The organism is Rhizobium sp. RU20A (assembly GCF_900155885.1).
In the GTDB taxonomy this organism is placed as follows: domain Bacteria; phylum Pseudomonadota; class Alphaproteobacteria; order Rhizobiales; family Rhizobiaceae; genus RU20A.
The window spans coordinates 166,099-188,474 of sequence record NZ_FTMB01000005.1 but is presented as its reverse complement, the minus strand read 5'-3'; the positions used below and the strand labels follow the sequence as shown (position 1 = coordinate 188,474).

Sequence of the window (22,376 nt, the reverse complement as noted above, 5' to 3'; positions counted from 1 at the left end):
ACGATGGTTTGCGGTAACCGCTGACCTTCCGCAAGCGCCTCACATCGTCTTGGAAAAGCCCTTCAGGAAGGTCACGTCGCTGCCATCCTCGGCATCGCCGGCGCTGCCGAGAACCACGTCCATCGCCCCGTCCGTCACCCGCACCAGCGCAAAGCCGCCCTTGAACGCGGCCGTCGGCTTGAAGACGTCGAGACCCTCGATGTTGTAGATCATCGCTGCATCGTGCTCGTGGCCGTGGAACAGGCCGATCACATTGTAGCCCTTCAGCGCCGCCAGCAGGGCCGCGCGGTCGGCATCGCTCCACCAATGGGCGGGCCCGGAGCCCTGATCGTCGAAGGTTTCCGCCTTCGGGTCCCAGCGCTCCAGGGAGAATTTGTCCCAGCCGTAATGCTGGATGACGATCACCGGACGTCCGTCGCTGGCCGCCGTCTTCAGGTCGTCGGCAAGCCAGGGCAGGCCGCTCACGGCACCCTTGGTCGTATCGCCGCCGAAGCGCTGCAGATGCACCATGTGCAGCCCGCCCCAGTCCCAGGAATAGCTGTCGGAAAGCGCATCGTAATTGGCGACCGGCACTGGCGGCTTGAAGAACACGCCGGTACGGTGGTTCATCTCGACATAGTCGCGCAGCTCACGGCGGTACCAGTCCACATGCGGCGGCGTGCCGTCCTGGTCGAGGTCGTGATTGCCGAGCCCGGCATAGACCGGCATGTGAATGCGATCCGGCCCGCTGCCCTGCTGGTAGCGATTGGCGAACTGCTTCAGCTGCCAGCCCTCCCCCGGCACCTTCAGCTGCCCGCCGCCATCATCGGTCATGTCGCCGCCGCAGACCATGCCGAGCGGATGGCCGATCCTGCGGCCCGCGCTCGAAAGCCCGCTCGGCTTGCCGTCGATCGTTTCCGGCCAGATCTGGGCGTGCAGCCCGTTCAGGGCGCGCACGTGACGCAACAGATTGGCATCCGTCTTTCCCTCGGCCTCGCAGTCCGGCCCAAGATGATCGGCATCGATGAGGCAGGCATGCATGTCGGTGGCGAAAACGAAAGTGGCATCCACGGCAGGCTTGCCCGCCGCCAGAAGCCGGCCCGCGGGCATGAAGCCCATGGCGGCAAGACCGGCAAGCAGGTGGCGACGGCGAAGGGCGGGCATGGGCGTGAAACCTCGGCGCATGGGAATCAGGGGGCGAACCGGATACGAGCCCGCATCATACCCGCCCCCTGAGGCAAAGTCTCGGCGCCGTCAATCCATTGGAGTCAGTGCCCGCCGCCCGCACTGGCCGGGACAGCGCTCGGCTTCTTGATCAGCATGACCAGGAAGATCAGGGAGAAGAACAGACCCGTCAGCAGCAGGAAGATATCCGCAAAGGACATGACCGACGCCTGCTGGCGCACCATGCCAGCCAGTTTCTGGATCGCGATCGTCTGGCCGTCCATGCCGTGGGCATTGTAGGTGGCGGCGATATTGTTCATCTGCGAGATCGCTTCCGGATTGCCCCACTGCACATGTTCGGACAGCCGTGCATAATGCTCGTCGGTGCGCTGGGTGATCAGCGTGTTGATGATCGCAAGACCCACGGCCCCGCCGAGGTTTCGCGTCAGGTTGAAGAGGCCGGACGCATTGCGGATGCGGGCGGGAGGCAGCGTGCCCAGCGCGATATTGTTGATCGGCACCATGCAGATCATCAGCGACACGCCGCGCAGGATCTGCGGCACGAGCAGCTCGTAGAAGTCCCAGTCGGCCGTGATGAAGTGCATCTGCCAGGTGCCGAGACCGAAACCGAAGAAGCCCATGGCCATCATGATGCGCGGATCCATGCGCGCCGACATGGCGCCGGCCACTGGCGCCGTGAGGAACATGGCAAGGCCCGACACGAACATGGTCTCGCCGATCATCAGCGAGTCGTAACCGCGAATGCGCGCCAGATAGAGAGGGTAAAGATAGGTGAGACCATAAAGCCCGATACCCATCGTGAAGGAGAAGAGCGATCCGAAGGCGAAGTTGCGGTTCGCGAAGGCTTTCAGATCCACCACCGGGAATTCGACCTTGAAGGCGCGCCAGAAGAACACGAAGGCCCCGATGGCGATCGCGAGCGTGCCGATGACGATCTTCTCGTCGTTGAACCAGTCCTTGTTGTTGCCCTCCTCCAGCACATATTCCAGCGAGCCGAGGAAGAGCGCCATGGAGGCCAGCCCCCACCAGTCGAACTTCTTGATGAGGTTGAATTCCGGCTTGTCGAAATCGATGAAGTTGAACGTGACGATCGTCACGATGATGCCGGGAATGATGTTGACCAGGAACAGCCAGTGCCAGGAAAAGGCGTGGCTGAGATAGCCACCGACCGTCGGCCCGATGGTCGGGGCAAGCGTCGCAACGAGGCCGATGATCGGCGAAACAATGGCGCGCTTTGAGGGCGGGAAGATGGTGAAGGCCGCGGCAAAGACCGAGGGGATCATGCCACCGCCGATGAAGCCCTGAATGGCACGGTAGACGATCATCTGGTCGATGTTGGTGGCCGTGGCGGCAAGCGCACTCGCCGCCGTGAAGCCGGCCGCCGAGAAGGCGAAGAGGTAGCGGGTCGAGACGATGCGCGCCAGCGTACCCGACAGCGGGATCATGATGACCTCGGCGATCAGGTAGGAGGTCTGCACCCAGGCGACCTCTTCCGCGCCGGCGCCGAGGCCGGCCTGGATCTCGGCCAGCGAGGCCGAGACGATCTGGATGTCGAGAATCGACATGAACATGCCGAACACCATCGCGAAGAAGGCGATGAGGCGGCGCGGATCCATCTTCTCGTCGGCCCCGGCTGTGGCGGGGGACGCGGCGGCGGCGGATGGGGATGTTAGGGTTGCTGAGGCGGCCATGGTCATACCCGTCGGTCTTGCCGGCGGCCCAATCTCGCCGAGGAGCCATGCTCCCCGGTTTCGTTTCGAACGGTGTTTTCAATGGTCAGGCGGGCCCGCGATCCCGCGGGCAGGCCCTGCTTGCGCGCCTTACTGGGCGGCGGCGCTCTGCGCATTCGGCGCGGTGCGGGAATCGACATCGACGACGACGCTGAGGCCGGCGCGCAGCTTGCCGCTATCAAGCGCTTCGGCTGGCAGCGCGATGCGCACCGGAATGCGCTGCGTGACCTTGGTGAAGTTGCCGGTCGCATTTTCCGGCGGCAGCAACGAGAAGACGGAGCCGGAAGCCGGCGCGATCGAGGCAACCGTGCCTTCGATATCGTCTTCCTCGAAGGCGTCGACATGAACCTTCACCTTCTCGCCCGGCACGAGGCCGGCGATCTGGGTTTCCTTGAAGTTCGCCTCGACGTACAGCTCCTTCACCGGCACCAGCGCGGCAAGCCGCTGGCCGGGACTGACGAGATTGCCTTCCTGCACCGAGAGATTGCCGACGACACCGTCATAGGGCGCCTTGAGCACGGTGAAGTCGAGGTCGCGAACGGCCTTGTCGCGGGCGAGTTGGAGCGACTGCAGGCTGCTCTGCGCTTCCGCGCGCTGCGCCTGAAGCGTCGCGATGCTGGCCTCGGCCGCAACGATGTTGGCATCCGCGCCAACGACCGCCGCCTTGGCCTGGTCGAGCGCGACCTTGGCCGTATCGAGTGCAGCGACCGTTCCGACCGACTTGTCTGCCAGCGCACCGGCGCGCGAGGCCGCAATCTCGGCGCCGCTCTGGGCAGCGACAGCCGACTGCTTCTGCGCCTGCGCCTGGGCGAGCGCCGCCTTTGCACCATCGATCTGGGCGTCGAAGCGCTTCAGGGAAACGTTTTGCGTGGCGATCTGCGCTTCCGCCTGCTGGAGCGCAATCCTGTAGTCGCCATCATCAAGCTGCACGAGCGGGTCGCCCGCCTTGACCGCCTGGTTCGCCTTGACGATCACCCGCGAGACATAACCGGTCACCTTGGGCGCAATCGCCGTGATCTCGCCCTGCACGTAGGCATCGTCCGTGGAGATCATGAAGCGACCATTGGTCCACCACTCGTGGCCATACCAGGCGCCGCCCGCCAGAAGGCCGATCAGCAGCACGGGGAGCACGAAGCGCTTGGCACCCTTTTTCTTGGCAGGCGCCTCCTCGGCTGCGGGCTGTGCAGCAACGGCAGCCGGTGCCGCTGGGGCTTCGGCGCGAGCGGCGGGCTCAACCACCTCTTCCGGGATATTGCGCGAATCAGGTACCGCTTGAACACGGGATGAAGAAGTGCGGGGCAATGCAGACATGGTCGAAGTTCCATTTCGTTCTGGGCGCGAACGGGGCGTCGGACTGAACCGTACGGTTCGATTGCCTTGACATAGCGCGGTCCAACAGGCATATCAAGTGTTATCGAACCATACGGTTCCATTGCTTAGAAAAAATTGAAGGCTTCAGCTGAAATGACCCTCGACCTGGAAAAGATGGGCGCCTGCGCGATGGAAGCGCCGGATCTTGGCTCCGGCGGACGGCATGCCGCGGGCGAAGACCCGGCCAAGCGCGAGCAGATCTTGGCGGGCGCCAAGCGCGTCTTCATGCAGAAGGGCTTCGACGCCACCAGCATGAACGAGGTGACGCGCGAGGCGGGCGTCTCCAAGGGCACGATTTATGTCTACTTCACCAACAAGGAAGACCTCTTCGCCGCCCTGATCAGCGCGGAGCGCGATCGCATCCTCAAGCTCGGCCGCAGCGTGCTCGAAGAATGTCGCCCGCTGGATGAGGCCTTGTGCGAATACGGCGTCGCCATGGTCACCGGCATTACCTCGGAATACACGATCCGCGCCATGCGCAGCGTCATCGGCGTCTTTGACCGTATGCCGAAACTTGCCCGCACCTTCTTTGAAGCGACCCCCGACAATGGGCTGACGGTCCTGCAGAGCTACCTCGACGCGCAGGTGAAGGCTGGCCGGCTTCAGATCGACGACACGGAGTGGGCGGGGCACGAATTCTTCGCCCTGTGCACCGCCGGCCTTTTCAAGCAGCGCCTCTTCGGCAAGCTGGATACACCGCCGACCCCGGACGTCATCCGCGACACCGTCACCAAAGCCGTCGCAGCGTTTTTGTGCATCCATCCGGTTAGGGTCGAGACACAATCGGGATAGGTGTTCGACCCTCGGGCGACCTGATCGATCAAGGGACGCCTTGCCAAGGGCCACGGTCCATATAGATAGAGCGTTGACTCCTCTCAAACGCCTACCGGCAAGGACCCTCCCCGATGCAGGACTTACTGACGCTTGCTCAGGACCCGGCAGCCTGGATCGCCCTCGTGACGCTGATCGTCATGGAAGTGGTGCTCGGCATCGACAACCTGATCTTCATTTCCATTCTCACCAACAAGCTGCCGGTGGACCAGCGTGAAAAGGCCCGCCGCATTGGCATCGGCCTTGCGCTCATCATGCGCCTTGCCCTGCTGGGAACCGTCGCCTGGATCGTGCAGCTGACGACACCCCTCTTCGAAGCCTTCGGCCATGGCTTCTCCTGGAAAGACATCATCCTCATTGCGGGCGGCCTCTTCCTCGTGTGGAAGGCGACCAAGGAAATCCACCACAATGTGGACCCCGAGGACCACAAGGAAGACATCGTGGGCGGCAAGGTGGCCACCAGCTTCGCGGCTGCCATCGGCCAGATCCTGCTGCTCGACCTCGTCTTCTCCGTTGACAGCATCATCACCGCCGTCGGCATGACGCCGCATGTGCCGATCATGGTGATCGCCGTCATCGTCGCCGTCACGGTCATGCTCGTCGCCGCCACCCCGCTCGCCAATTTCATCGAGCGCAACCCGACCATCGTCATGCTGGCGCTCGCCTTCCTCCTGATGATCGGCACCACGCTGATTGCCGAAGGCATGGGCTTCCATGTACCCAAGGGGTATGTGTACGCCGCCATGGCCTTCTCCGCCCTCGTTGAGCTCTTGAACATGCTCTCGCGCAATGCCCGACGGAAAAAGGCGCCGGTGACGAAACCCCACTGACGTTACGGGGTTTGAGACATGGTTTCCGGCAGCCCGGCGCTGCCGGAAACGATCCGAACGAACGCGACCAGCGCGCGAACCGGCCATACCCGGAAGAAGCGAAACGAGCCCTCGATGACGACCGATCAGATCCTCTCGTTTTGCGTCATTGGCGGCATGATGGCGGTGTTCATTCTCGACCGCTTCCGGTATGATCTCGTGGCTTGCGGCGCCCTCATCGTTGGGCTGCTGGTCGGCATCGTGCCGCCGGAAAAGGCCTTTTCGGGCTTTGCAGACGATATCGTCATCATCGTCGGCAGCGCCCTCGTGGTCAGCGCGGGCATTGCCCGCTCGGGCGTCGTCAACATGGCGGTCCAGCGCTTCTTCCCGACGCTGACGGCGATGCGCGCCCAGATGGCGCTGCTGCTCGTGACCGTCGCCTTCCTCTCGGCCTTCATCAAGAATATCGGCGCCCTTGCCATCATGATGCCGGTCGCCTTCCAGTTCGCCCGCAAGGCCGGCGTGCCGCCATCGCGCTATCTGATGCCCATGGCTTTTTCCGCGCTGCTTGGCGGGCTGATGACGCAGATCGGCACCTCGCCCAACATCATCGTGTCGCGCGTGCGCGCCGAAATGGGCGGCGAGAGCTTCACCATGTTCGATTTCACCGCCGTCGGCCTGACGCTGACGGTGCTCGGCATCGGCTTTCTCATCCTGTTCTACTGGCTGGTGCCCGACCGCAAGAACATGGCGCCCTCCATCGAGGAAGCCTTGGCGGGCTCGGCCTTTTCCTCCGACGCGACCGTACCGGAAGGGTCTTCCATCATCGGCAAGACGCTCTCCCACCTCCTCAAGTCCGGCGAGGGCGATGTGATCGCCACCGGCGTGCTGCGCGGCGAGCGCCACATGACGCCGCTGCCCGACATGGTGCTGGCCGCGAACGACGTCATTCTTTTCGAGGGCAAGGCCGAAAGCCTGCACCGGGTGGTGGAAGCCGGCGACCTGGAACTGTCAGGCCAACCGATGCGTGGCGCACGCGACACCGGAGAGGTGACGGCCGTCGAGGCGGTGATCGCCAGCGATTCCCCGCTGGTTGGTCTCTCGGCCAAGGACCTCTCGCTGGTCCACACCCACGGCGTCAACCTGCTGGCCGTCTCGCGGCGCGGCGAACGGCTGAAGGAAAAGCTGAGCGGCATCCGCCTGCAGGCCGGCGATGTCGTCGTCCTGCAAGGCCATGCCGCGGGCCTTCCGCAGTTCCTGCAGGAGGTCAGCTGTCTGCCGCTCGCCCAGCGCGACATCCTGCTCGGCGAACGCCGCAAGGCCTGGGTGCCGCTCCTCATTCTCGCCGTGGCGATCGGCTCGACGGCGACCGGCTTTGCCCCCGTCGCCCCCGCCTTCTTTGCCGCTGCCGTCGCCATGATCGCCTTCAAGGTGATCCCGGCAAATGACGCCTACCGCTCGCTGGATGGGCCCATCCTCGTCATGCTGGCGGCTCTGATCCCCGTCTCCGACACGCTGCGCACCACCGGCGGCAGCGACCTCATCGCCGGCTTCCTCGGCAGCTTCGCCTCCGCCCTGCCGGCCTGGGGCGCGGTCGCCCTCATTCTCGTGACGGCCATGGCGGTCACCCCCTTCCTCAACAATGCCGCGACCGTGCTCGTCGTCGCGCCGATTGCCGCAAGTTTCGCCACCGGCCTTGGCTATCGGCCCGAGCCCTTCCTGATGGCCGTTGCGGTTGGCGCGGGCTGTGACTTCCTCACCCCCATCGGCCACCAGTGCAACACGCTCGTCATGGGTCCGGGCGGCTACCGCTTCAGCGACTATCCCCGCCTCGGCCTGCCGCTCTCCACCATCATCATTCTCGTCGGCGTGCCGACCATCCTGTTCTTCTGGCCGGCACAGTGAGGCGCAAGCGCTGACCGCCACGGCCTTTCCCTTGACGCGAGGGGCCTAATGTGGTCTTGCCACCGGCATGGAAACGGCCGGACGCTGAAGGCGCAAACGGCCGCAAACTCATGGGATGCGGGAAGCCGCCGGGTCATTCCGAAGGGCGCCCCTCCCCTCGCAACAGGCCGAAAACACCATGACCAGCCCCGCCGCCCCCGTGCGCGTCCGCATCGCCCCTTCGCCGACCGGCGAACCCCATGTCGGCACCGCCTATATCGCGCTCTTCAACTATCTCTTTGCGAAAAAGAACAACGGCACCTTCATCCTGCGCATCGAGGATACGGACGCGACCCGCTCCACGCCGGAATTCGAGCGCAAGGTGCTGGATGCGCTGAAATGGTGTGGCCTCGAATGGTCCGAAGGCCCGGATATCGGCGGCCCCTACGGCCCCTACCGCCAGTCCGACCGCAAGGACATCTACCGCCCCTATGTGGAGAAGATCGTTGAGGCCGGCCACGGCTTCCGCTGCTTCTGCACGCCCGAGCGCCTCGAAAAGATGCGCGAAGGACAGCGTGCCGCTGGCAAGCCGCCGAAATATGACGGGCTGTGCCTCTCGCTCTCGGCGGAAGAAGTCACCACCCGCGTCGCCAGCGGCGAGCCCCATGTCGTGCGTATGAAGATCCCGACAGAAGGCGCCTGCAAGTTCGTGGACGGCGTTTACGGCGAAGTGGAAATCCCGTGGGATGCCGTGGACATGCAGGTTCTGCTGAAGGCGGACGGCATGCCGACCTACCACATGGCGAATGTGGTCGACGACCACCTGATGAAGATCACCCACGTCGCGCGCGGCGAGGAGTGGCTGGCCTCGGTGCCGAAGCACATTCTCATCTATCGCTATCTCGGCCTCGAGCCGCCGGTCTTCATGCATCTTTCCCTGATGCGCAATGCCGACAAGTCGAAGCTGTCGAAGCGCAAGAACCCGACCTCGATCTCCTACTATTCCGCGCTCGGCTACCTGCCGGAAGCGCTGATGAACTTCCTCGGCCTGTTCTTCATCCAGATCGCGGAGGGCGAGGAACTGCTGACCATGGACGAGCTGGCCGCCAAGTTCGACCCGGAAAACCTCTCCAAGGCCGGCGCCATCTTCGACATCCAGAAGCTCGACTGGCTGAACGGTCGCTGGATTCGCGAAAAGCTGTCGGATGAGGACTTCCGCCGCCGCGTCATCGAGTGGGCGATGGAAAACAGCCGCCTGACGGAGGGCCTGAAGCTCTCGCAGTCGCGCATTTCCAAGCTCGGCGAACTGCCCGATCTCGCCGGCTTCCTGCTGAAATCCGACCTCGGCCTGGAACCCGCCCATTTTGCCAAGGTTAAGTCCTCGCCGGAAGAACTGGTCGAGATCTTCAACGAGGTGCAGCCCTCCCTCGAAAAGATCGTCGAGTGGGACGTCGCCTCGATCGAGGCCGAGCTGCGCGCCGTCGCCGACCGCCTCGGCAAGAAGCTGAAGGTCGTCGTCGCGCCGCTTTTCGTTGCCGTCTCCGGCTCGTCGCGCTCGCTGCCGCTCTTCGACTCCATGGCCGTGCTCGGCCGCTCCGTCGTGCGCCAGCGCCTCAAGGTCGCCGGTCAGGTGGTGGCGTCCATGGCGGGCAGCGGAAAGTAAGACGGACCTGCGATTGTTGCAGCCTCTCGCCGCCCGTCATCCTCGGGCTTGACCCGAGGATCCATGCCGCAGGCAGTGGGCGCACAGGGCATGCAGGCACATGACAAATGGATCCTCGGGTCAAGCCCGAGGATGACGGAGACGGAAAGGTGCGCGTGCCTCAAAAGGCTCCCGCCCGGCCAACAGAACAACGTGCCCAAAAAGGCGAACACCATGACCGAAACGAAAACCGAGACCGCCCTTTCCTCCGACGTGACGGAAGTCCGCCGCCAGAAGCTCGACCTGCTGCGCCAGCAGATCGGCGATGTCTATCCGGCCCACTTCCACCGCACGCTGACCAATGGCGAGTTGGCCGAGAAATATGCCGGCCTCGAGCCCGACACCGAGACGGGCGACATCGTCACCGTCGCCGGCCGGGTCTATTCGTCGCGCAATTCCGGCATGTTCATGGATATCCATGACGCCGCCGGAAAGATCCAGATCTTCTCCCACAAGGACACGACGCCGGAGGCGGCCCGCGCCCTGCTGCCGATGATCGATCTCGGCGACATCATCGGCGTCACCGGCGCCGTGCGCCGCACCAAGCGCGGCGAGCTGACGATCAACGCGCACGAGATCACCATGCTCACCAAGGCGCTGCTGCCGATGCCCGAGAAGTGGCATGGCGTCTCCGACGTCGAGATCCGCTACCGCAAGCGTCACCTCGACATCATGACCAACGAGGAATCCAAGCTGCGCTTCCTGCAGCGCTCGAAGATCATCTCCGCGCTGCGCCGTTTCATGGAGACCGACGGGTTCCTGGAGGTCGAGACGCCCATGCTCCAGACGGTCTATGGCGGCGCCACCGCCGATCCCTTCAAGACCTTCCACAACACGCTGAAGATGGACATGTACCTGCGCATCGCGCCGGAACTCTTCCTGAAGCGCACGCTGGTCTCCGGTCTCTCCGACAAGGTCTTCGAGATCAACCGCAACTTCCGCAACGAAGGCGTCTCCACCCGGCACAATCCGGAATTCACGATGATGGAGTGCTACTGGGCCTATGCCGACTACGAGGACGTCATGGACCTCGTGGAACGCCTCTTCGCCGATCTCGCGGTGAAGATCCACGGCTCGACCGACGTCGTCTACGGCGACAAGACCATCTCGTTTGCCGGCCCCTTCCGCCGCGTGCCGATGCCCGATGCCGTCAAGGAAGCCACCGGCATCGACTTCCTCGCAATCAAGACCGACGAGGAAGCCCGCGCCGCTGCAAAGGCCGCCGGCTTTGAGGTCGAGAAGGACTGGACCTGGGGCGAATGCCTCGCCTTCATCTTCGAGGAAAAGGTCGAGGGCACGCTCATCCAGCCGTCCCACGTCACGCATTTCCCGAAGGACATCTCGCCCTTCGCCAAGGAAGTGCCGGGCGAGCCGCGCCTCGTCGAGCGCTTCGAGACCTATTGCAACGCCTGGGAAGTCGGCAACGCCTTCTCCGAGCTCAACGACCCCGTCGAGCAGCGCGCCCGCATGGTCGAGCAGCTGGAGCAGGCCCATGCCCGCGGCGAGAAGGACAAGCAGCTGGACGACGAGTTCCTCGATGCCATCGACCAGGGCATGCCGCCCGCCGGCGGCCTCGGCATCGGCGTCGATCGCCTGATCATGCTGCTCACCAACGCCCCGTCGATCCGCGACGTGATCCTCTTCCCGGCCCGCCGCAACAAGGCGGATTGAGGATTGTGAACGGTGTCGCGACCGCCATGAGGTCGCGACACTTGTCCTGACGGCACGCCAAAGGGGTTGTTGAAAGGCGGCCAGGGTGTAGCCAGCCCTTCTCCCTCACCTTGCACGGGATACGGGATCAGCCAGCCCAAGTGCTCGACTGAAAGACTTTCTAGAAAATTGCAGACGGCTTCAGTGCGCCGCCGTCGTCCCGTGGGCGTCGGCTTGCTGCGCATGCGCCTTCTCCGCCACCGGCTGCGGCTCGGCAGCTGCGTGATCGTCGACCGGCGGCAGGATCTTCTTTGCCGGCGCTTCATGGGAGCCTGCCGGCGCGGTTTCGCCATCGGCGGCGGCACCGCCATGGGACGCCTCACCGGCGGTCGTGTCGTGGGCGCTCGTGGCCGCCGGCGCCGGCGTCGTCTGGTGACCTTCGGCTCCATGGGCCGCGGCATCGACACCTGTTGCGGCCGTCTCATGGGTCGATGCGGCAAGGGCCGCATGTGCATCGGCTTCCTGAGCCCCAGCCGGCGGCGCCTTATGTTCTGCTGCGGCAGCGTGATCGCCCGCCGCCGCATCCTTCGTTCCGGCCGGCGCCGCGGCATGGTCGGCTGCTCCCGCCATGTGGCCTTCGGCGGCATGCCCTTCGCTTGCATGGGTGTCGGGCGCGTGGCCGTCCGGTGCAGTCCCGGCCGGCGCATCCCCATGCGCGCCGTGCCCCTCGGACGCAGGCGCTGCCGCGTGACCCGTTTCCGGGGCGGTCTCATGGCCTGACGCTTCGCCGGTGGCATGGCCCTCAGCCGGCATCTCACCGTGGGTCTCGCCAGCCGGCTTGGCCTCATCGGCGCCAAACAGGAAATCCGTCACCGGTGAGAAGAAGCCTTTCGCTTCTTCGGCAGGCTTCTCAGCCGGCGCGTCATGGCCGGATGCGGCCGGCACCGCACCATGCGCATCCGCAGGCGCCTCACCATGCCCCGCGGCGGCATCGGTGCCGTGGCCCTCGGCCGGCGTGGCACCATGCGCATCACCGCTCTGCGCGTCGCCATGGCCATCGGCCGGCGCACCATGCGGGGTCGCCTCTTCCGAACTGCCGAAGATCATGCCGGTCAACGAGGCCAACAGGCCACCGCTTTCCTTCGTGTCGCCCTCGCCATGCGCAGCTTCGGCGGCATGCTCGCCGTCGGCCGGCGCGCCATGGTCTCCGGCCGGCGCCTCACCATGGCCTTCGGCGGGCGCTTCGCCATGCCCGCTCGCCTCGCCATGCCCGTCGGCCGCGGCTTCACCATGCCCGCTGCTCTCGCCATGGCCCTTGGTCTCGCCATGCCCGTCCGCAGCTTCGGCGGCCGGATCCGGCGGCGGGTCCGTACAGTCGGTGTGATCGACCATGCCGGTCATCACCTTGCCGATATCCTCGAAGGGAACGACGACGCGCTCGCCCTGGTAAAGCCCGGCCGCATTCGCCTCGCCATCGATATAGGCGACTTCGAAGGGGCGCTCCATGCCCGGCAGCTTGGTGGGATCGGGAGCAAACAGCACTTCGGCGCCGATGGCCGCGCCGCGGATCGCCGCGCGCTCCGTCGGCCCGCTGGCATCGAGCACCACCACCTGATAGAGATCGGCCTTCTCGGCCTTCGACAGAAGTCCGGCAACGCGCAACGCCGTGCGCAGCCGGTCCTCGCCGGTCGATTTCGTCACCTGAACATATTTGCGGATCCAGCGCTGGCCGTTGCGGCCGAGCCGGATGGTGCGCAGCGCCGTGCATTCGAGGCCGGAGGTTTCCTTGCGAACCGCCTCCTCATGGGCCGATTTCGTGCTGATATAAAGCGCTGCGGCCCCCGAGGTCGCCGACAGGAGAAGGGCAGCCGACAGCAAGATCAACGTCTTGCGACGCAATTTGAACTTGCCCAGGATCGCCTTCACGCCGGCCATCGAAAAACTCTGCCCTACTCATATACGCACACGCTCGTTGCCGCAGTCTAGAAGACCAGCCTTTCCGAATGCTTAAGGATAATGGGCCGAAGCGGCGCAGGGCTCCGGCGATCACCGTACCGCGCACCCGGCCGCTGCACCGGCGGACGAGCCACAGGCACGCCATTCTTGCGAATGATTTGCAATTGCATTGACAGTTGCCAAATTCCTCCTATCTTTGAATGCAACTCATTCGCAATCCGAGCAAACGCGGCCGCACCGGGCCGCCGAATGGAAACCCGATGACCGGCCTTCGACGCCTGACCGTCTGCCTTCTCGCCCTTCTGGCCTTTGCGCCTGCCGCACTGGCCAAGCCGAAGGTCGTCACCACCTTTACCGTGATTGCGGACATGGCGCGCAATGTCGCCGGCGACGCCGCCGAGGTGGTTTCCATCACCAAGCCCGGTGCCGAGATCCACAATTACCAGCCGACCCCGCAGGACATCTTCAAGGCCGCCGACGCCGACCTCGTTCTGTGGAACGGCCTCAATCTCGAGCTCTGGTTCCAGAAGTTCCTCGACAATCTCGGCGACAAGCCGAACGTCATCGTCACCGATGGCGTCGAGCCGATGGGCATCGCTGCCGGCCCCTATGAAGGCAAGCCGAACCCGCATGCCTGGATGTCCCCCGACAACGCGCTGATCTATGTCGAGAATATCCGCAAGGCGCTGACAGAGGTCGATCCGGCCAACGCCGCGACCTACGCCGCCAATGCCGCCGCCTATTCCGAACGCATCAAGGCGCTGCGGGAGAAAGTGAAATCTGCGCTGGCGACCGTCCCGCAGGACAAGCGATGGCTGGTGACGAGCGAGGGCGCGTTCAGCTATCTCGCGCGCGATTTCGGCCTCAAGGAGCTTTACCTCTGGCCGATCAATGCTGACCAGCAGGGCACGCCGAAACAGGTCAAGGCCGTCATCGACGCCGTGCGCGAACACGGCATCGGCGTCGTCTTTTCCGAAAGCACCGTCTCCCCGGCCCCGGCCGAGCAGGTGGCGGCCGAGACGGGAGCGGCCTATGGCGGCGTGCTCTACGTCGATTCCCTCTCCGAGGCGGATGGTCCCGTGCCGACCTATCTCGACCTCCTCGATGTGACGACGCGCACGATCGTGGAGGGGCTGACGAAATGATGATGATGGGCAAGGGCCGGGATAGAAGCGGCATTGCCGCATCAAACGTCACCGTCACCTATCGCAACGGCCACACGGCGCTGCGCAATGCCAGCTTCGAGATTCCGCGCGGCACGATCACCGCTCTCGTCGGCGTCAATGGCTCGGGCAAATCAACCCTCTTCAAGGCGATCATGGGCTTCGTGCCGGTCGCAGCCGGCGGCGTTACCGTGCTCGGCATGCCCGTCGCCGAAGCGCTGAAGAAGAACCTCGTCGCCTATGTGCCGCAGGCCGAGGAGGTCGACTGGAACTTCCCGGTTCTGGTCGAGGACGTGGTGATGATGGGCCGCTACGGACACATGAACTGGCTGCGCATCGCCTCGGCCCGCGACAGGGAAATGGTTGAACGCGCGCTTTCCCGCGTCGGCATGCTGGACTATCGCAAACGCCAGATCGGCGAACTCTCCGGCGGCCAGAGGAAGCGCGTCTTCCTCGCCCGGGCGCTGGCGCAGGAAGGTCAGGTCATCCTGCTCGACGAGCCCTTCACCGGCGTCGACGTCACCACCGAGGAGCAGATCATCGCGCTTCTCAAGGCGCTGCGCGACGAAGGCCGCGTCATGCTGGTCTCCACCCACAATCTCGGCTCCATTCCCGATTTCTGCGATCGCACCGTGCTGATCAACCGCACCGTGCTCGCTCATGGCCCAACCTCCGAGACCTTCACCCATGAAAACCTGGCGCTGACCTTCGGCGGCGTGCTGCGCCATTTCGTGCTGTCGGGCAGCGACCTGCACGAGGACGAGGATCCGCGCCGCCTGACGGTCATTTCCGACGACGAGCGCCCCTTCGTCACCTATTCCGACGGCAAAACGGGTGCGCCGGCCCGCGCCGCAGAGGCGCAGATCTTGGATGCGCCCCGCCCATGAGCATCCTTCTGGAACCCTTCCAATACGATTACATGTTCACCGCCATCTGGGTCAGCGGCCTCGTCGGCGGGGTGTGCGGCTTCCTCTCGGCCTATCTGATGCTGAAGGGCTGGTCACTGATCGGCGACGCGCTCTCCCATGCCATCGTGCCCGGCGTGGCCGGCGCCTATATGCTGGGCCTTCCCTTCTCGGCCGGCGCCTTTCTCTCCGGCGGTCTTGCGGCCGGCGCCATGCTCTTCCTCAACCGGCGCACCAAGCTGAAGGAAGACGCCATCATCGGCATGATCTTCTCCGCCTTCTTCGGCCTCGGCCTCTTCATGGTTTCGCTCTCACCGACATCGGTGAATGTGCAGACCATCGTGCTCGGCAACATCCTCGCCATCACGCCGGAGGATACGATCCAGCTCGTGCTGATCGGCGGCGTCAGCCTGGTTCTCCTGTGCCTCAAATGGAAGGACCTGATGGTCACATTCTTCGACGAGAGCCATGCCCGCACCATCGGCCTCAACGTCACGGCCCTGAAGCTGCTCTTCTTCACCCTGCTCGCCGCCTCCACCGTCGCAGCCCTGCAGACGGTCGGCGCCTTCCTCGTCGTGGCCATGGTCGTCACGCCCGGCGCCACCGCCTATCTCCTCACCGACCGCTTCGGCCGCCTGCTGATCACCGCTTTTGCGATCGGCGCGGGAACCAGCGTCACCGGTGCGTATCTCAGCTACTTCCTCGACGGCGCGACGGGCGGCGTCATCGTCGCGCTCCAGACGCTGATCTTCCTCGCGGCCTTCGCACTCGCCCCCAAGCACGGCCTCTTCGCCGCCCGCCGGCGCGCGCGCCTGTCGCTGGAGAGAGCGGAGGCGGCGCAATGAGCACGCTCGATTATCTCCTCCTGCCGCTCTCCCTCCCCTTCATGCAGCACGCCTTCACGGTCACGCTGATGATCGCCGTGCCCATGGCGGCCATCTCCTGCTTTCTCGTGCTGAAAGGCTGGTCGCTGATGGGCGACGCGGTCTCGCATGCCGTCCTGCCGGGCATCGTCACAGCCTATCTCGTCGGCCTGCCGCTTGCGGTCGGGGCCTTCGTCGCGGGTCTCACCTGCGCTGTCCTGTCCGGCTACCTCAAGGAGAATTCCCGCATCAAGGAAGACACGGTGCTGGGCATCGTCTTCTCCGGCATGTTCGGTATCGGCCTCGTCATCTTCGTCTGGGCACGGCCGGAGGTGCATCTCGACCATATCCTCTTCGGCGACATGCTCGGCATTTCGCGCCTCGATATCCTGGAAACGGGCCTCATCGCGCTCGCCAGCGGCCTCTTCGTCTTCGGCCGGCGCCGCGATCTGCTCGTCCATGCCTTCGATCCGCAGCACGCGCGCGCCATCGGCCTGCCGGTACGGGTGCTGCATTACGGCCTGCTGATCGTGCTGTCGCTGACCGTCGTCGGCGCGCTGAAGGCGGTCGGCATCATCCTCTCCGTCGCGCTGCTGATCGCCCCCGGCACCATCGCGTTCCTGCTGACGCGCCGCTTCGACGCCATGCTGGCGACCGCGGTCGCGCTCGCGCTCGGATGCTCGTTCCTTGGCATCTATATCAGCTTCTTCCTCGACAGTGCCCCCGCCCCCACCATCGTCCTGCTGATGAGCATTGCCTTTGTCGCGGCCTTCCTCAACCGCATGCGCGCCGACCGCAAGGCTGATCGCCAAGCAGATCAACAGGCCGACCAGACCGCCGCCATCTGACGCGCAAAATCGATTCCGCTTCCCGGGTCAGTGTTGTAGGGTCGCCCCGCCCGGCCCATGCCGGTCGATGATGAAAGGGCGCAAGAGATGGCACGGATCGGAATTGCAGGCGGCGGCATCATCGCTTCGGCGGCGGCAGTGGAACTCATCGCCCGCGGCCATGACGTCACCGTCTTCGAGCGCGATCCGGATGGCAAGCCCGCCTCGGTTGGCAATGCCGCCCTCCTCGCCGTTCCCGAAATAGCCCCGCTCGCCAATGTCGCGACCCTGATGGCGGCGCCGAAATGGCTGCTCGATCCGCTGGGTCCGCTGGCGCTGCGCTGGCAGGACATCGGCAATCTCGCCCCCTGGCTGATCCGCTTCGCCCTTGCCGCCCGCCCCTCCACCGTCGAGAACTCGCGCAAGGCGCTGCTCTCCCTGATGCTGGAGGCCGAAGCGGCCCATGTGGCGCTCGGCGAGGCCGTTGGCCTCACCGGCCACATGCGCCCCACCGGTGCCATCCACGTCTTCGACAGCAAGGTCCGCACTGACGCCGCCTATACCAGCGAGCGGGAGGCCGGCCGCCTGCTCGGCTTCGACGTCGAGTGGCTGGATACCGCAGCCGCAAGGGCCCGCGTGCCCGCGCTGGAAGGCCCCTTTGCCGGCGCCGTCTATGCCAGCGGCTACCGCGCCTTCAAGGATCCCGCCGTGCTACTCGCCGCCGCACGCGATCTCATCCGCGCCCGCGGCAGCTTCGTGTCCAGCGCCGTCAAGGCCGTCCTCCCCCGCGCCAATGGCGTCGCCTTCCTGACGGCGGATGGCAGCGAGACCCTCTTCGACAAGGTGCTGGTCGCCTCCGGCGTCTGGTCGCGCGATCTTTTGCGCCCGCTGGGTCTGACCGTCTGCCTCGAAACCGAGCGCGGCTACAACACCACCTATGATGCGCCGCTTTCCGGCTTCGACATGCCCGTCTTCTTCTCCGAACACGGCTTCTGCGCCACGCCGCTGGAGGGCCGCCTGCGCGTCGGCGGGGCGGTGGAGCTTGCCCGTCCCGAAGCACCGGCCAACTATGCCCGCGCCCGCGCCATGCGGGAAAAGATGCGCCGCTATGTGCCCTCGCTGCCGGAGACGGGCGGCACCGAATGGATGGGCTGCCGCCCCTCGACGCCCGATTCCATTCCCGTCATCAGCCTCGCACCCTCCGACCCGCGCATCGCCATGGCCTTCGGGCACGGCCATCTCGGCCTCACCCTCTCTGCCGTCACGGCGCGCCGCGTCTGCGACCTTCTCGAACAGGGCGACACCGAAGGCGCGCGGCCCTTCTCTATCGCCCGCTTCCAGTAGGGCCGAAGCCAACGGTCGCCCCGCAGTTGACATTCGCCAAGGCCTCCGGTCCTTTAGCGCGGACTGCAACACCAAGAAGAACCATCATGCACAAAGTCATTTTCGATACGGATCCCGGCGTCGACGACGCCATGGCGCTTCTGTTTCTCCACCAGCACCCCGAAATCGATCTCGTCGGCGTCACCAGCGTCTTCGGCAATGCGGCCATCGAGACGACGACGCGCAACGCGCTGTTCCTGAAGCGCGAATGGGAGATCCCCGCGCCTGTCGCACGCGGTGCCAACGAGACCATCGATCCGCATCGCCCGCATGCCCCTTGGCCGACCTTCATCCACGGCGATGACGGGCTGGGCAACATCAACGTACCCGACGACATCGGCCTCTCAGCCGATCCGCGCCCGGCGCATCGCTTCATCATCGACATGGTGCGCGCCCATCCGGGCGAGATCACGCTGGTCGCCGTCGGCCGCATGACGAACCTTGCCAATGCGCTCGGCGAAGCTCCGGAGATCGCCGGCCTCGTCAAGTCCGTCGTCATCATGGGCGGCGCCTTCGACGTGCCCGGCAACGTCACGCCCGCAGCCGAAGCCAATATCCACGGCGACCCGGAAGCCGCCGACCGCGTCTTCACCGCCCCCTGGCCCGTCGTCGTCATCGGCCTTGATGTCACCATGCAGACGGTGATGACCCGCAGCCAGCTCGCCGACATCGCCAAGGCCGGCGGCAAGCGCGCTGAGCTTCTCTCCGATCTCTCGCAGTTCTACATCGATTTCTACGAGGGTCTGGTGGACGACGGCATGGTCGTGCATGACAGCTGCGCCTGCGTCTACGTCGTCGCACCCGAGCTTTTCACGCTCAGAAGCGGCGCCATGCGCGTCGTCTGCGGCGGCATTGCCGATGGACAGACGATCCAGAAACCGGACGGCCGCAAGTTCCCGCCGAGCCACTGGGACAACCTCCCGAGCCAGCAGGCCGCCATCGGCATCGACGCGAAAGCCGTGCTCGACCTCATCCACAAGACGCTCGTCAACGCGGGCTGAGACGAAACCGGACGGAGGCGTTCGAACAGGTTGCTGTCAACGTGCAACTTTTTCTTCCGTCATGGTCGGGCTTGACCCGACCATCCACGCGGCGACCACCGAGCGCGCGATATAGATCCTCGGGTCAAGCCCGAGGATGACGGCGAAGGGCTGCCGCTTGGAGGCCATCGGATCGACAATGGGCTGTCGGATCTTCGGATTAAAGCCTGTCGGCGTCTCGCGTCTGTACGGGTCGGCGGCGCGACGCGATAATTGGAAGCCATCCGCGAAGAAATCGAATGCGAAAGACTGGCACGCCGCCGCGGCGCGGCTATCTTCTCCCTTGCATGAAACCCGACCAGCTCCTCTACCCGACCCCGAAGGGCCTCTATTGCGAGGCCGGCGGCTTCTATATCGATCCCGTCGCCCCGGTCGACAGGGCGCTGATCACCCACGGCCACTCCGACCATGCCCGCGCCGGCCACGGCCATGTGCTGGCGACGGAAGAAACCCTCGACATCATGGCGATCCGCTACGGGGCCGATTTTGCCGGCAGCCGACAGGTCGCGACGCTCGGCGAAGTCATGACCATCAACGGCGTCACCGTGCATTTTCACCCGGCCGGCCATGTGCTCGGCTCCGCGCAGATAGCGGTGGAGACTGGCCCCACGCGCATCGTCGTCTCCGGCGATTACAAGCGCCGTCGCGACCCGACCTGCCTGCCCTTCGAACCCGTCTCCTGCGACGTCTTCATCACCGAAGCCACCTTCGGCCTGCCGGTCTTCCGCCATCCCGCCGACACGGGCGAGGTCGCCAAACTGATGACCTCGCTTGCGCAATTCCCCGAGCGCGCCCATCTCGTCGGCGCTTACTCTCTCGGCAAGGCGCAGCGCGTCATCCGGCTGATCCGCGAGACGGGCTACGATGCGCCGATCTACATCCACGGTGCCCTGCAACGGCTCTGCGACTTCTACGTCGAGCGTGGCATCGATCTTGGCCCGCTGGAGCCGGCAACCCTCGCATCGGGCGGCAAGCGCTCGTTTGCGGGCGCCATCGTCGTCGGCCCGCCCTCCGCCTTCGCCGATCGCTGGGCACGGCGCTTTGCCGATCCGCTGCCGATCTTCGCCTCGGGCTGGATGCTGGTGCGCCAGCGCGCCAAGCAGCGCGGCGTGGAGCTGCCGATGATCATCTCCGACCACTGCGACTGGGACGAACTCATCGCCACCATCGAGGGGATCCGTCCGGGCGAAGTCTGGGTGACCCATGGACGCGAAGAGGCGCTGGTGCGCTGGTGCGCCCTGCAAGGCCTGCCCGCCAAGCCCCTGCATCTCGTCGGCTATGAAGACGAGGGAGGAGAGGCATGAAGGCCTTCGCCGCCCTGCTCGACCGTCTCGTCCTGACCCCGCAGCGCAACGCCAAGATCACGCTCCTGACCGACTACTTTCGCGCCACGCCGGACCCCGACCGCGGATATGCGCTCGCCGCCATCGCCGGCACGCTGACGCTGAAGACGGTCAAACCCGCACTGCTGCGCGAACTCGTCCTGGAGCGGATGGACGAGGTGCTGTTCCGCTACTCCTACGACTATGTCGGCGACCTCGCCGAAACCATCGCGCTGGTCTGGCAGGCGCCCGAAGACATGCGCGCCAACCGAAGCCCGCCGCTTGGCGAGGTCATCGACGCCCTGCAAGCGGCGGGCCGCACCGAGGTGCGCAGCCTGGTCCGCACCCTCCTCGACCGCCTCGATGCCTCAGAGCGCTTCGCCTTCCTCAAACTCGTCACCGGCGGCTTCCGTATCGGCGTTTCGGCCCGCCTCGCCCGGCAGGCGCTGGCCGATTTCGGGGGCGTTGACGCGATGGAGATCGAGACCCTCTGGCACGGGCTCGACCCGCCCTATGTGGCCCTCTTCGAGTGGCTTGAAGGCAAGGCGGACAAGCCAGAGCCGGAAAGCCGCACCATCTTCCATCCGGTCATGCTCGCCCATCCCGTCGAGGATCGCGACCTCGCCGGCATCCTGCCCACCGATTACGCGGCCGAATGGAAGTGGGACGGCATCCGCATCCAGCTTTCAGCCAATGGCGGGAATCGCCGGCTCTATTCGCGCAGCGGCGACGACATCTCCCACGCCTTTCCCGATATCGTCGAAGCCGCAGCCTTCGAAGGTGTCATCGACGGCGAACTGTTGATCGGCACGGCAAGCCGCGCCGGCGGCACGACCCGATCCTTCTCCGACCTCCAGCAGCGGCTGAACCGCAAGGCCGTGTCGAAGGCGATGCTGACGGAGTATCCAGCCTTCGTGCGGGCCTACGACCTGCTCTTCGACGGCAACGAGGACGTGCGGGCGGAAAGCTTCCTCGCCCGCCGCGCCCGCCTTGCCGCCGTCATCGAGCAGCTACCGTCAGACCGCTTCGACCTCTCCCCGCTCGTGCCCTTCGATAGCTGGGACGAACTGGAGCGCCTGCGCGCCGATCCGCCCGATCCGGTCATCGAAGGCGTGATGATCAAGGGGCTGCAGACATCCTACCTGCCGGGTCGCGTTAAAGGCCCCTGGTTCAAGTGGAAGCGCAATCCGCACACGGTCGATGCTGTGATGATGTATGCCCAGCGCGGCCACGGCAAACGCTCCAGCTATTATTCCGACTTCACCTTCGGCGTCTGGACGCAGGCCGAGGGGCGCGACGTGCTGGTGCCGGTCGGCAAGGCCTATTTCGGCTTTACCGACGAGGAACTGGAAGTGCTCGACCGCTTCGTGCGCAACAACACCGTCGAGCGCTTCGGCCCGGTGCGCTCCGTCCTTGCCGAACCAGACAAGGGTTTTGTGCTGGAGGTCGCCTTCGAGGGCATTGCCCGCTCGTCGCGCCACAAGTCCGGGGTCGCCATGCGCTTCCCCCGCATCGCGCGGCTGCGGCAGGACAAGCTGCCGCGTGAGGCCGACCGGCTGGATACATTGCTGGCGATGATCGACTGACTCGATCGCCGCGGACCAGCCGTTGCAAAACTGTTTTGTGTCTTCGCCAAGATGGGTGCAGGGAGAGTGCGGGCTGGATCGCGGGGCCTGAAAGCCGTCACGATCGTTGACGCTCCCGCGCCTTTTCGCGCCTGTCGAAGAGGTATGGCTTTTTTAACACATGTGGCGACTTCGCGCGTGGACGGGATGG

General features: G+C 65.2%; 17 protein-coding genes. 13 read left to right on the top strand and 4 right to left on the bottom strand.

What is annotated here, in order from left to right; genetic code table 11:
- Window positions 1-39 precede the first annotated feature (39 nt).
- The 3 genes from F3H41_RS14235 to F3H41_RS14225 form a co-directional block, all read right to left on the bottom strand.
- Complete coding sequence (locus F3H41_RS14235) at window positions 40-1,098, bottom strand: metallophosphoesterase (protein ID WP_244616206.1); 1,059 nt, start codon at window positions 1,096-1,098, stop codon at window positions 40-42.
- 149 nt (window positions 1,099-1,247) lie between these two features.
- A complete protein-coding gene (locus F3H41_RS14230) occupies window positions 1,248-2,855 on the bottom strand; it encodes a DHA2 family efflux MFS transporter permease subunit (protein WP_149739351.1) in 1,608 nt (535 codons plus the stop codon).
- 129 nt (window positions 2,856-2,984) lie between these two features.
- Window positions 2,985-4,205 carry an HlyD family secretion protein gene (locus tag F3H41_RS14225; RefSeq protein WP_149739350.1) on the bottom strand — a complete coding sequence of 407 codons (1,221 nt, stop codon included), beginning with the start codon at window positions 4,203-4,205 and terminating at the stop codon, window positions 2,985-2,987.
- A gap of 153 nt (window positions 4,206-4,358) precedes the next feature.
- On the opposite strand from F3H41_RS14225, the gene F3H41_RS14220 reads away from it, so the two are divergent.
- The 5 genes from F3H41_RS14220 to lysS all read left to right on the top strand — a co-directional run bounded on the left by F3H41_RS14220 (window position 4,359) and on the right by lysS (window position 11,162).
- Entirely contained in the window at window positions 4,359-5,057 is a 699-nt protein-coding gene (locus tag F3H41_RS14220) for a TetR/AcrR family transcriptional regulator (protein ID WP_149739349.1), read from the top strand.
- 113 nt (window positions 5,058-5,170) lie between these two features.
- Window positions 5,171-5,926 carry a TerC family protein gene (locus F3H41_RS14215; protein ID WP_149739348.1) on the top strand — a complete coding sequence of 252 codons (756 nt, stop codon included), beginning with the start codon at window positions 5,171-5,173 and terminating at the stop codon, window positions 5,924-5,926.
- Between the two features lie 114 nt (window positions 5,927-6,040).
- The gene (locus F3H41_RS14210) at window positions 6,041-7,810 is read left to right on the top strand and encodes an SLC13 family permease (protein WP_149739347.1); all 1,770 of its coding nucleotides are present in this window, start codon (window positions 6,041-6,043) and stop codon (window positions 7,808-7,810) included.
- A gap of 178 nt (window positions 7,811-7,988) precedes the next feature.
- On the top strand, window positions 7,989-9,452 hold the full coding sequence (gltX, locus tag F3H41_RS14205) for a glutamate--tRNA ligase (protein WP_149739346.1): 1,464 nt from the start codon (window positions 7,989-7,991) through the stop codon (window positions 9,450-9,452).
- A gap of 213 nt (window positions 9,453-9,665) precedes the next feature.
- Window positions 9,666-11,162 carry a lysine--tRNA ligase gene (gene lysS / locus F3H41_RS14200; RefSeq protein WP_149739345.1) on the top strand — a complete coding sequence of 499 codons (1,497 nt, stop codon included), beginning with the start codon at window positions 9,666-9,668 and terminating at the stop codon, window positions 11,160-11,162.
- Between the two features lie 180 nt (window positions 11,163-11,342).
- On the opposite strand, the gene F3H41_RS21560 is transcribed toward lysS, so the two are convergent.
- On the bottom strand, window positions 11,343-13,076 hold the full coding sequence (locus F3H41_RS21560) for a hypothetical protein (protein WP_244616197.1): 1,734 nt from the start codon (window positions 13,074-13,076) through the stop codon (window positions 11,343-11,345).
- A 281-nt stretch (window positions 13,077-13,357) separates the two neighbouring features.
- Here F3H41_RS21560 and F3H41_RS14190 point away from each other — a divergent pair, with 281 nt between their 5' ends.
- The 8 genes from F3H41_RS14190 (at window position 13,358) to F3H41_RS14155 (ending at window position 22,186) form a co-directional block, all read left to right on the top strand.
- Complete coding sequence (locus tag F3H41_RS14190) at window positions 13,358-14,242, top strand: metal ABC transporter substrate-binding protein (protein ID WP_149739344.1); 885 nt, start codon at window positions 13,358-13,360, stop codon at window positions 14,240-14,242.
- A complete protein-coding gene (locus tag F3H41_RS14185; protein WP_280177049.1) occupies window positions 14,242-15,147 on the top strand; it encodes a manganese/iron ABC transporter ATP-binding protein in 906 nt (301 codons plus the stop codon). The genes F3H41_RS14190 and F3H41_RS14185 overlap by 1 nt, the downstream gene beginning before the upstream one ends.
- Entirely contained in the window at window positions 15,144-16,010 is an 867-nt protein-coding gene (locus tag F3H41_RS14180) for a metal ABC transporter permease (protein ID WP_149739343.1), read from the top strand. Before F3H41_RS14185 ends, F3H41_RS14180 begins: the two co-directional genes overlap by 4 nt.
- Window positions 16,007-16,876 carry a metal ABC transporter permease gene (locus F3H41_RS14175; protein ID WP_149739342.1) on the top strand — a complete coding sequence of 290 codons (870 nt, stop codon included), beginning with the start codon at window positions 16,007-16,009 and terminating at the stop codon, window positions 16,874-16,876. The genes F3H41_RS14180 and F3H41_RS14175 overlap by 4 nt, the downstream gene beginning before the upstream one ends.
- Before the next feature lie 87 nt (window positions 16,877-16,963).
- Window positions 16,964-18,199 (top strand): FAD-dependent oxidoreductase, encoded by a 1,236-nt coding sequence (locus tag F3H41_RS14170; RefSeq protein ID WP_149739341.1) that lies wholly within the window; start codon window positions 16,964-16,966, stop codon window positions 18,197-18,199.
- An 86-nt stretch (window positions 18,200-18,285) separates the two neighbouring features.
- Window positions 18,286-19,239, top strand: coding sequence for a nucleoside hydrolase (locus F3H41_RS14165; RefSeq protein WP_149739340.1), 954 nt, complete (start codon window positions 18,286-18,288; stop codon window positions 19,237-19,239).
- Window positions 19,240-19,565: 326 nt separating this feature from the next.
- Window positions 19,566-20,582, top strand: a complete 1,017-nt coding sequence (locus tag F3H41_RS14160) for a ligase-associated DNA damage response exonuclease (protein ID WP_149739427.1) — start codon at window positions 19,566-19,568, stop codon at window positions 20,580-20,582.
- Window positions 20,579-22,186 (top strand): cisplatin damage response ATP-dependent DNA ligase, encoded by a 1,608-nt coding sequence (locus F3H41_RS14155; RefSeq protein WP_149739339.1) that lies wholly within the window; start codon window positions 20,579-20,581, stop codon window positions 22,184-22,186. The genes F3H41_RS14160 and F3H41_RS14155 overlap by 4 nt, the downstream gene beginning before the upstream one ends.
- Window positions 22,187-22,376: the final 190 nt, after the last annotated feature.

Excerpts from the sequence above, each read along its gene's own strand:
- F3H41_RS14235 (WP_244616206.1), bottom strand. The coding sequence starts at position 1,098 with ATGGGCTTCATGCCCGCGGGCCGGCTTCTGGCGGCGGGCAAGCCTGCC.
- F3H41_RS14230 (WP_149739351.1), bottom strand. The coding sequence starts at position 2,855 with ATGGCCGCCTCAGCAACCCTAACATCCCCATCCGCCGCCGCCGCGTCC.
- F3H41_RS14225 (WP_149739350.1), bottom strand. The coding sequence starts at position 4,205 with ATGTCTGCATTGCCCCGCACTTCTTCATCCCGTGTTCAAGCGGTACCT.
- F3H41_RS14220 (WP_149739349.1), top strand. The coding sequence starts at position 4,359 with ATGACCCTCGACCTGGAAAAGATGGGCGCCTGCGCGATGGAAGCGCCG.
- F3H41_RS14215 (WP_149739348.1), top strand. The coding sequence starts at position 5,171 with ATGCAGGACTTACTGACGCTTGCTCAGGACCCGGCAGCCTGGATCGCC.
- F3H41_RS14210 (WP_149739347.1), top strand. The coding sequence starts at position 6,041 with ATGACGACCGATCAGATCCTCTCGTTTTGCGTCATTGGCGGCATGATG.
- gltX (WP_149739346.1), top strand. The coding sequence starts at position 7,989 with ATGACCAGCCCCGCCGCCCCCGTGCGCGTCCGCATCGCCCCTTCGCCG.
- lysS (WP_149739345.1), top strand. The coding sequence starts at position 9,666 with ATGACCGAAACGAAAACCGAGACCGCCCTTTCCTCCGACGTGACGGAA.
- F3H41_RS21560 (WP_244616197.1), bottom strand. The coding sequence starts at position 13,076 with ATGGCCGGCGTGAAGGCGATCCTGGGCAAGTTCAAATTGCGTCGCAAG.
- F3H41_RS14190 (WP_149739344.1), top strand. The coding sequence starts at position 13,358 with ATGACCGGCCTTCGACGCCTGACCGTCTGCCTTCTCGCCCTTCTGGCC.
- F3H41_RS14185 (WP_280177049.1), top strand. The coding sequence starts at position 14,242 with ATGATGATGGGCAAGGGCCGGGATAGAAGCGGCATTGCCGCATCAAAC.
- F3H41_RS14180 (WP_149739343.1), top strand. The coding sequence starts at position 15,144 with ATGAGCATCCTTCTGGAACCCTTCCAATACGATTACATGTTCACCGCC.
- F3H41_RS14175 (WP_149739342.1), top strand. The coding sequence starts at position 16,007 with ATGAGCACGCTCGATTATCTCCTCCTGCCGCTCTCCCTCCCCTTCATG.
- F3H41_RS14170 (WP_149739341.1), top strand. The coding sequence starts at position 16,964 with ATGGCACGGATCGGAATTGCAGGCGGCGGCATCATCGCTTCGGCGGCG.
- F3H41_RS14165 (WP_149739340.1), top strand. The coding sequence starts at position 18,286 with ATGCACAAAGTCATTTTCGATACGGATCCCGGCGTCGACGACGCCATG.
- F3H41_RS14160 (WP_149739427.1), top strand. The coding sequence starts at position 19,566 with ATGAAACCCGACCAGCTCCTCTACCCGACCCCGAAGGGCCTCTATTGC.
- F3H41_RS14155 (WP_149739339.1), top strand. The coding sequence starts at position 20,579 with ATGAAGGCCTTCGCCGCCCTGCTCGACCGTCTCGTCCTGACCCCGCAG.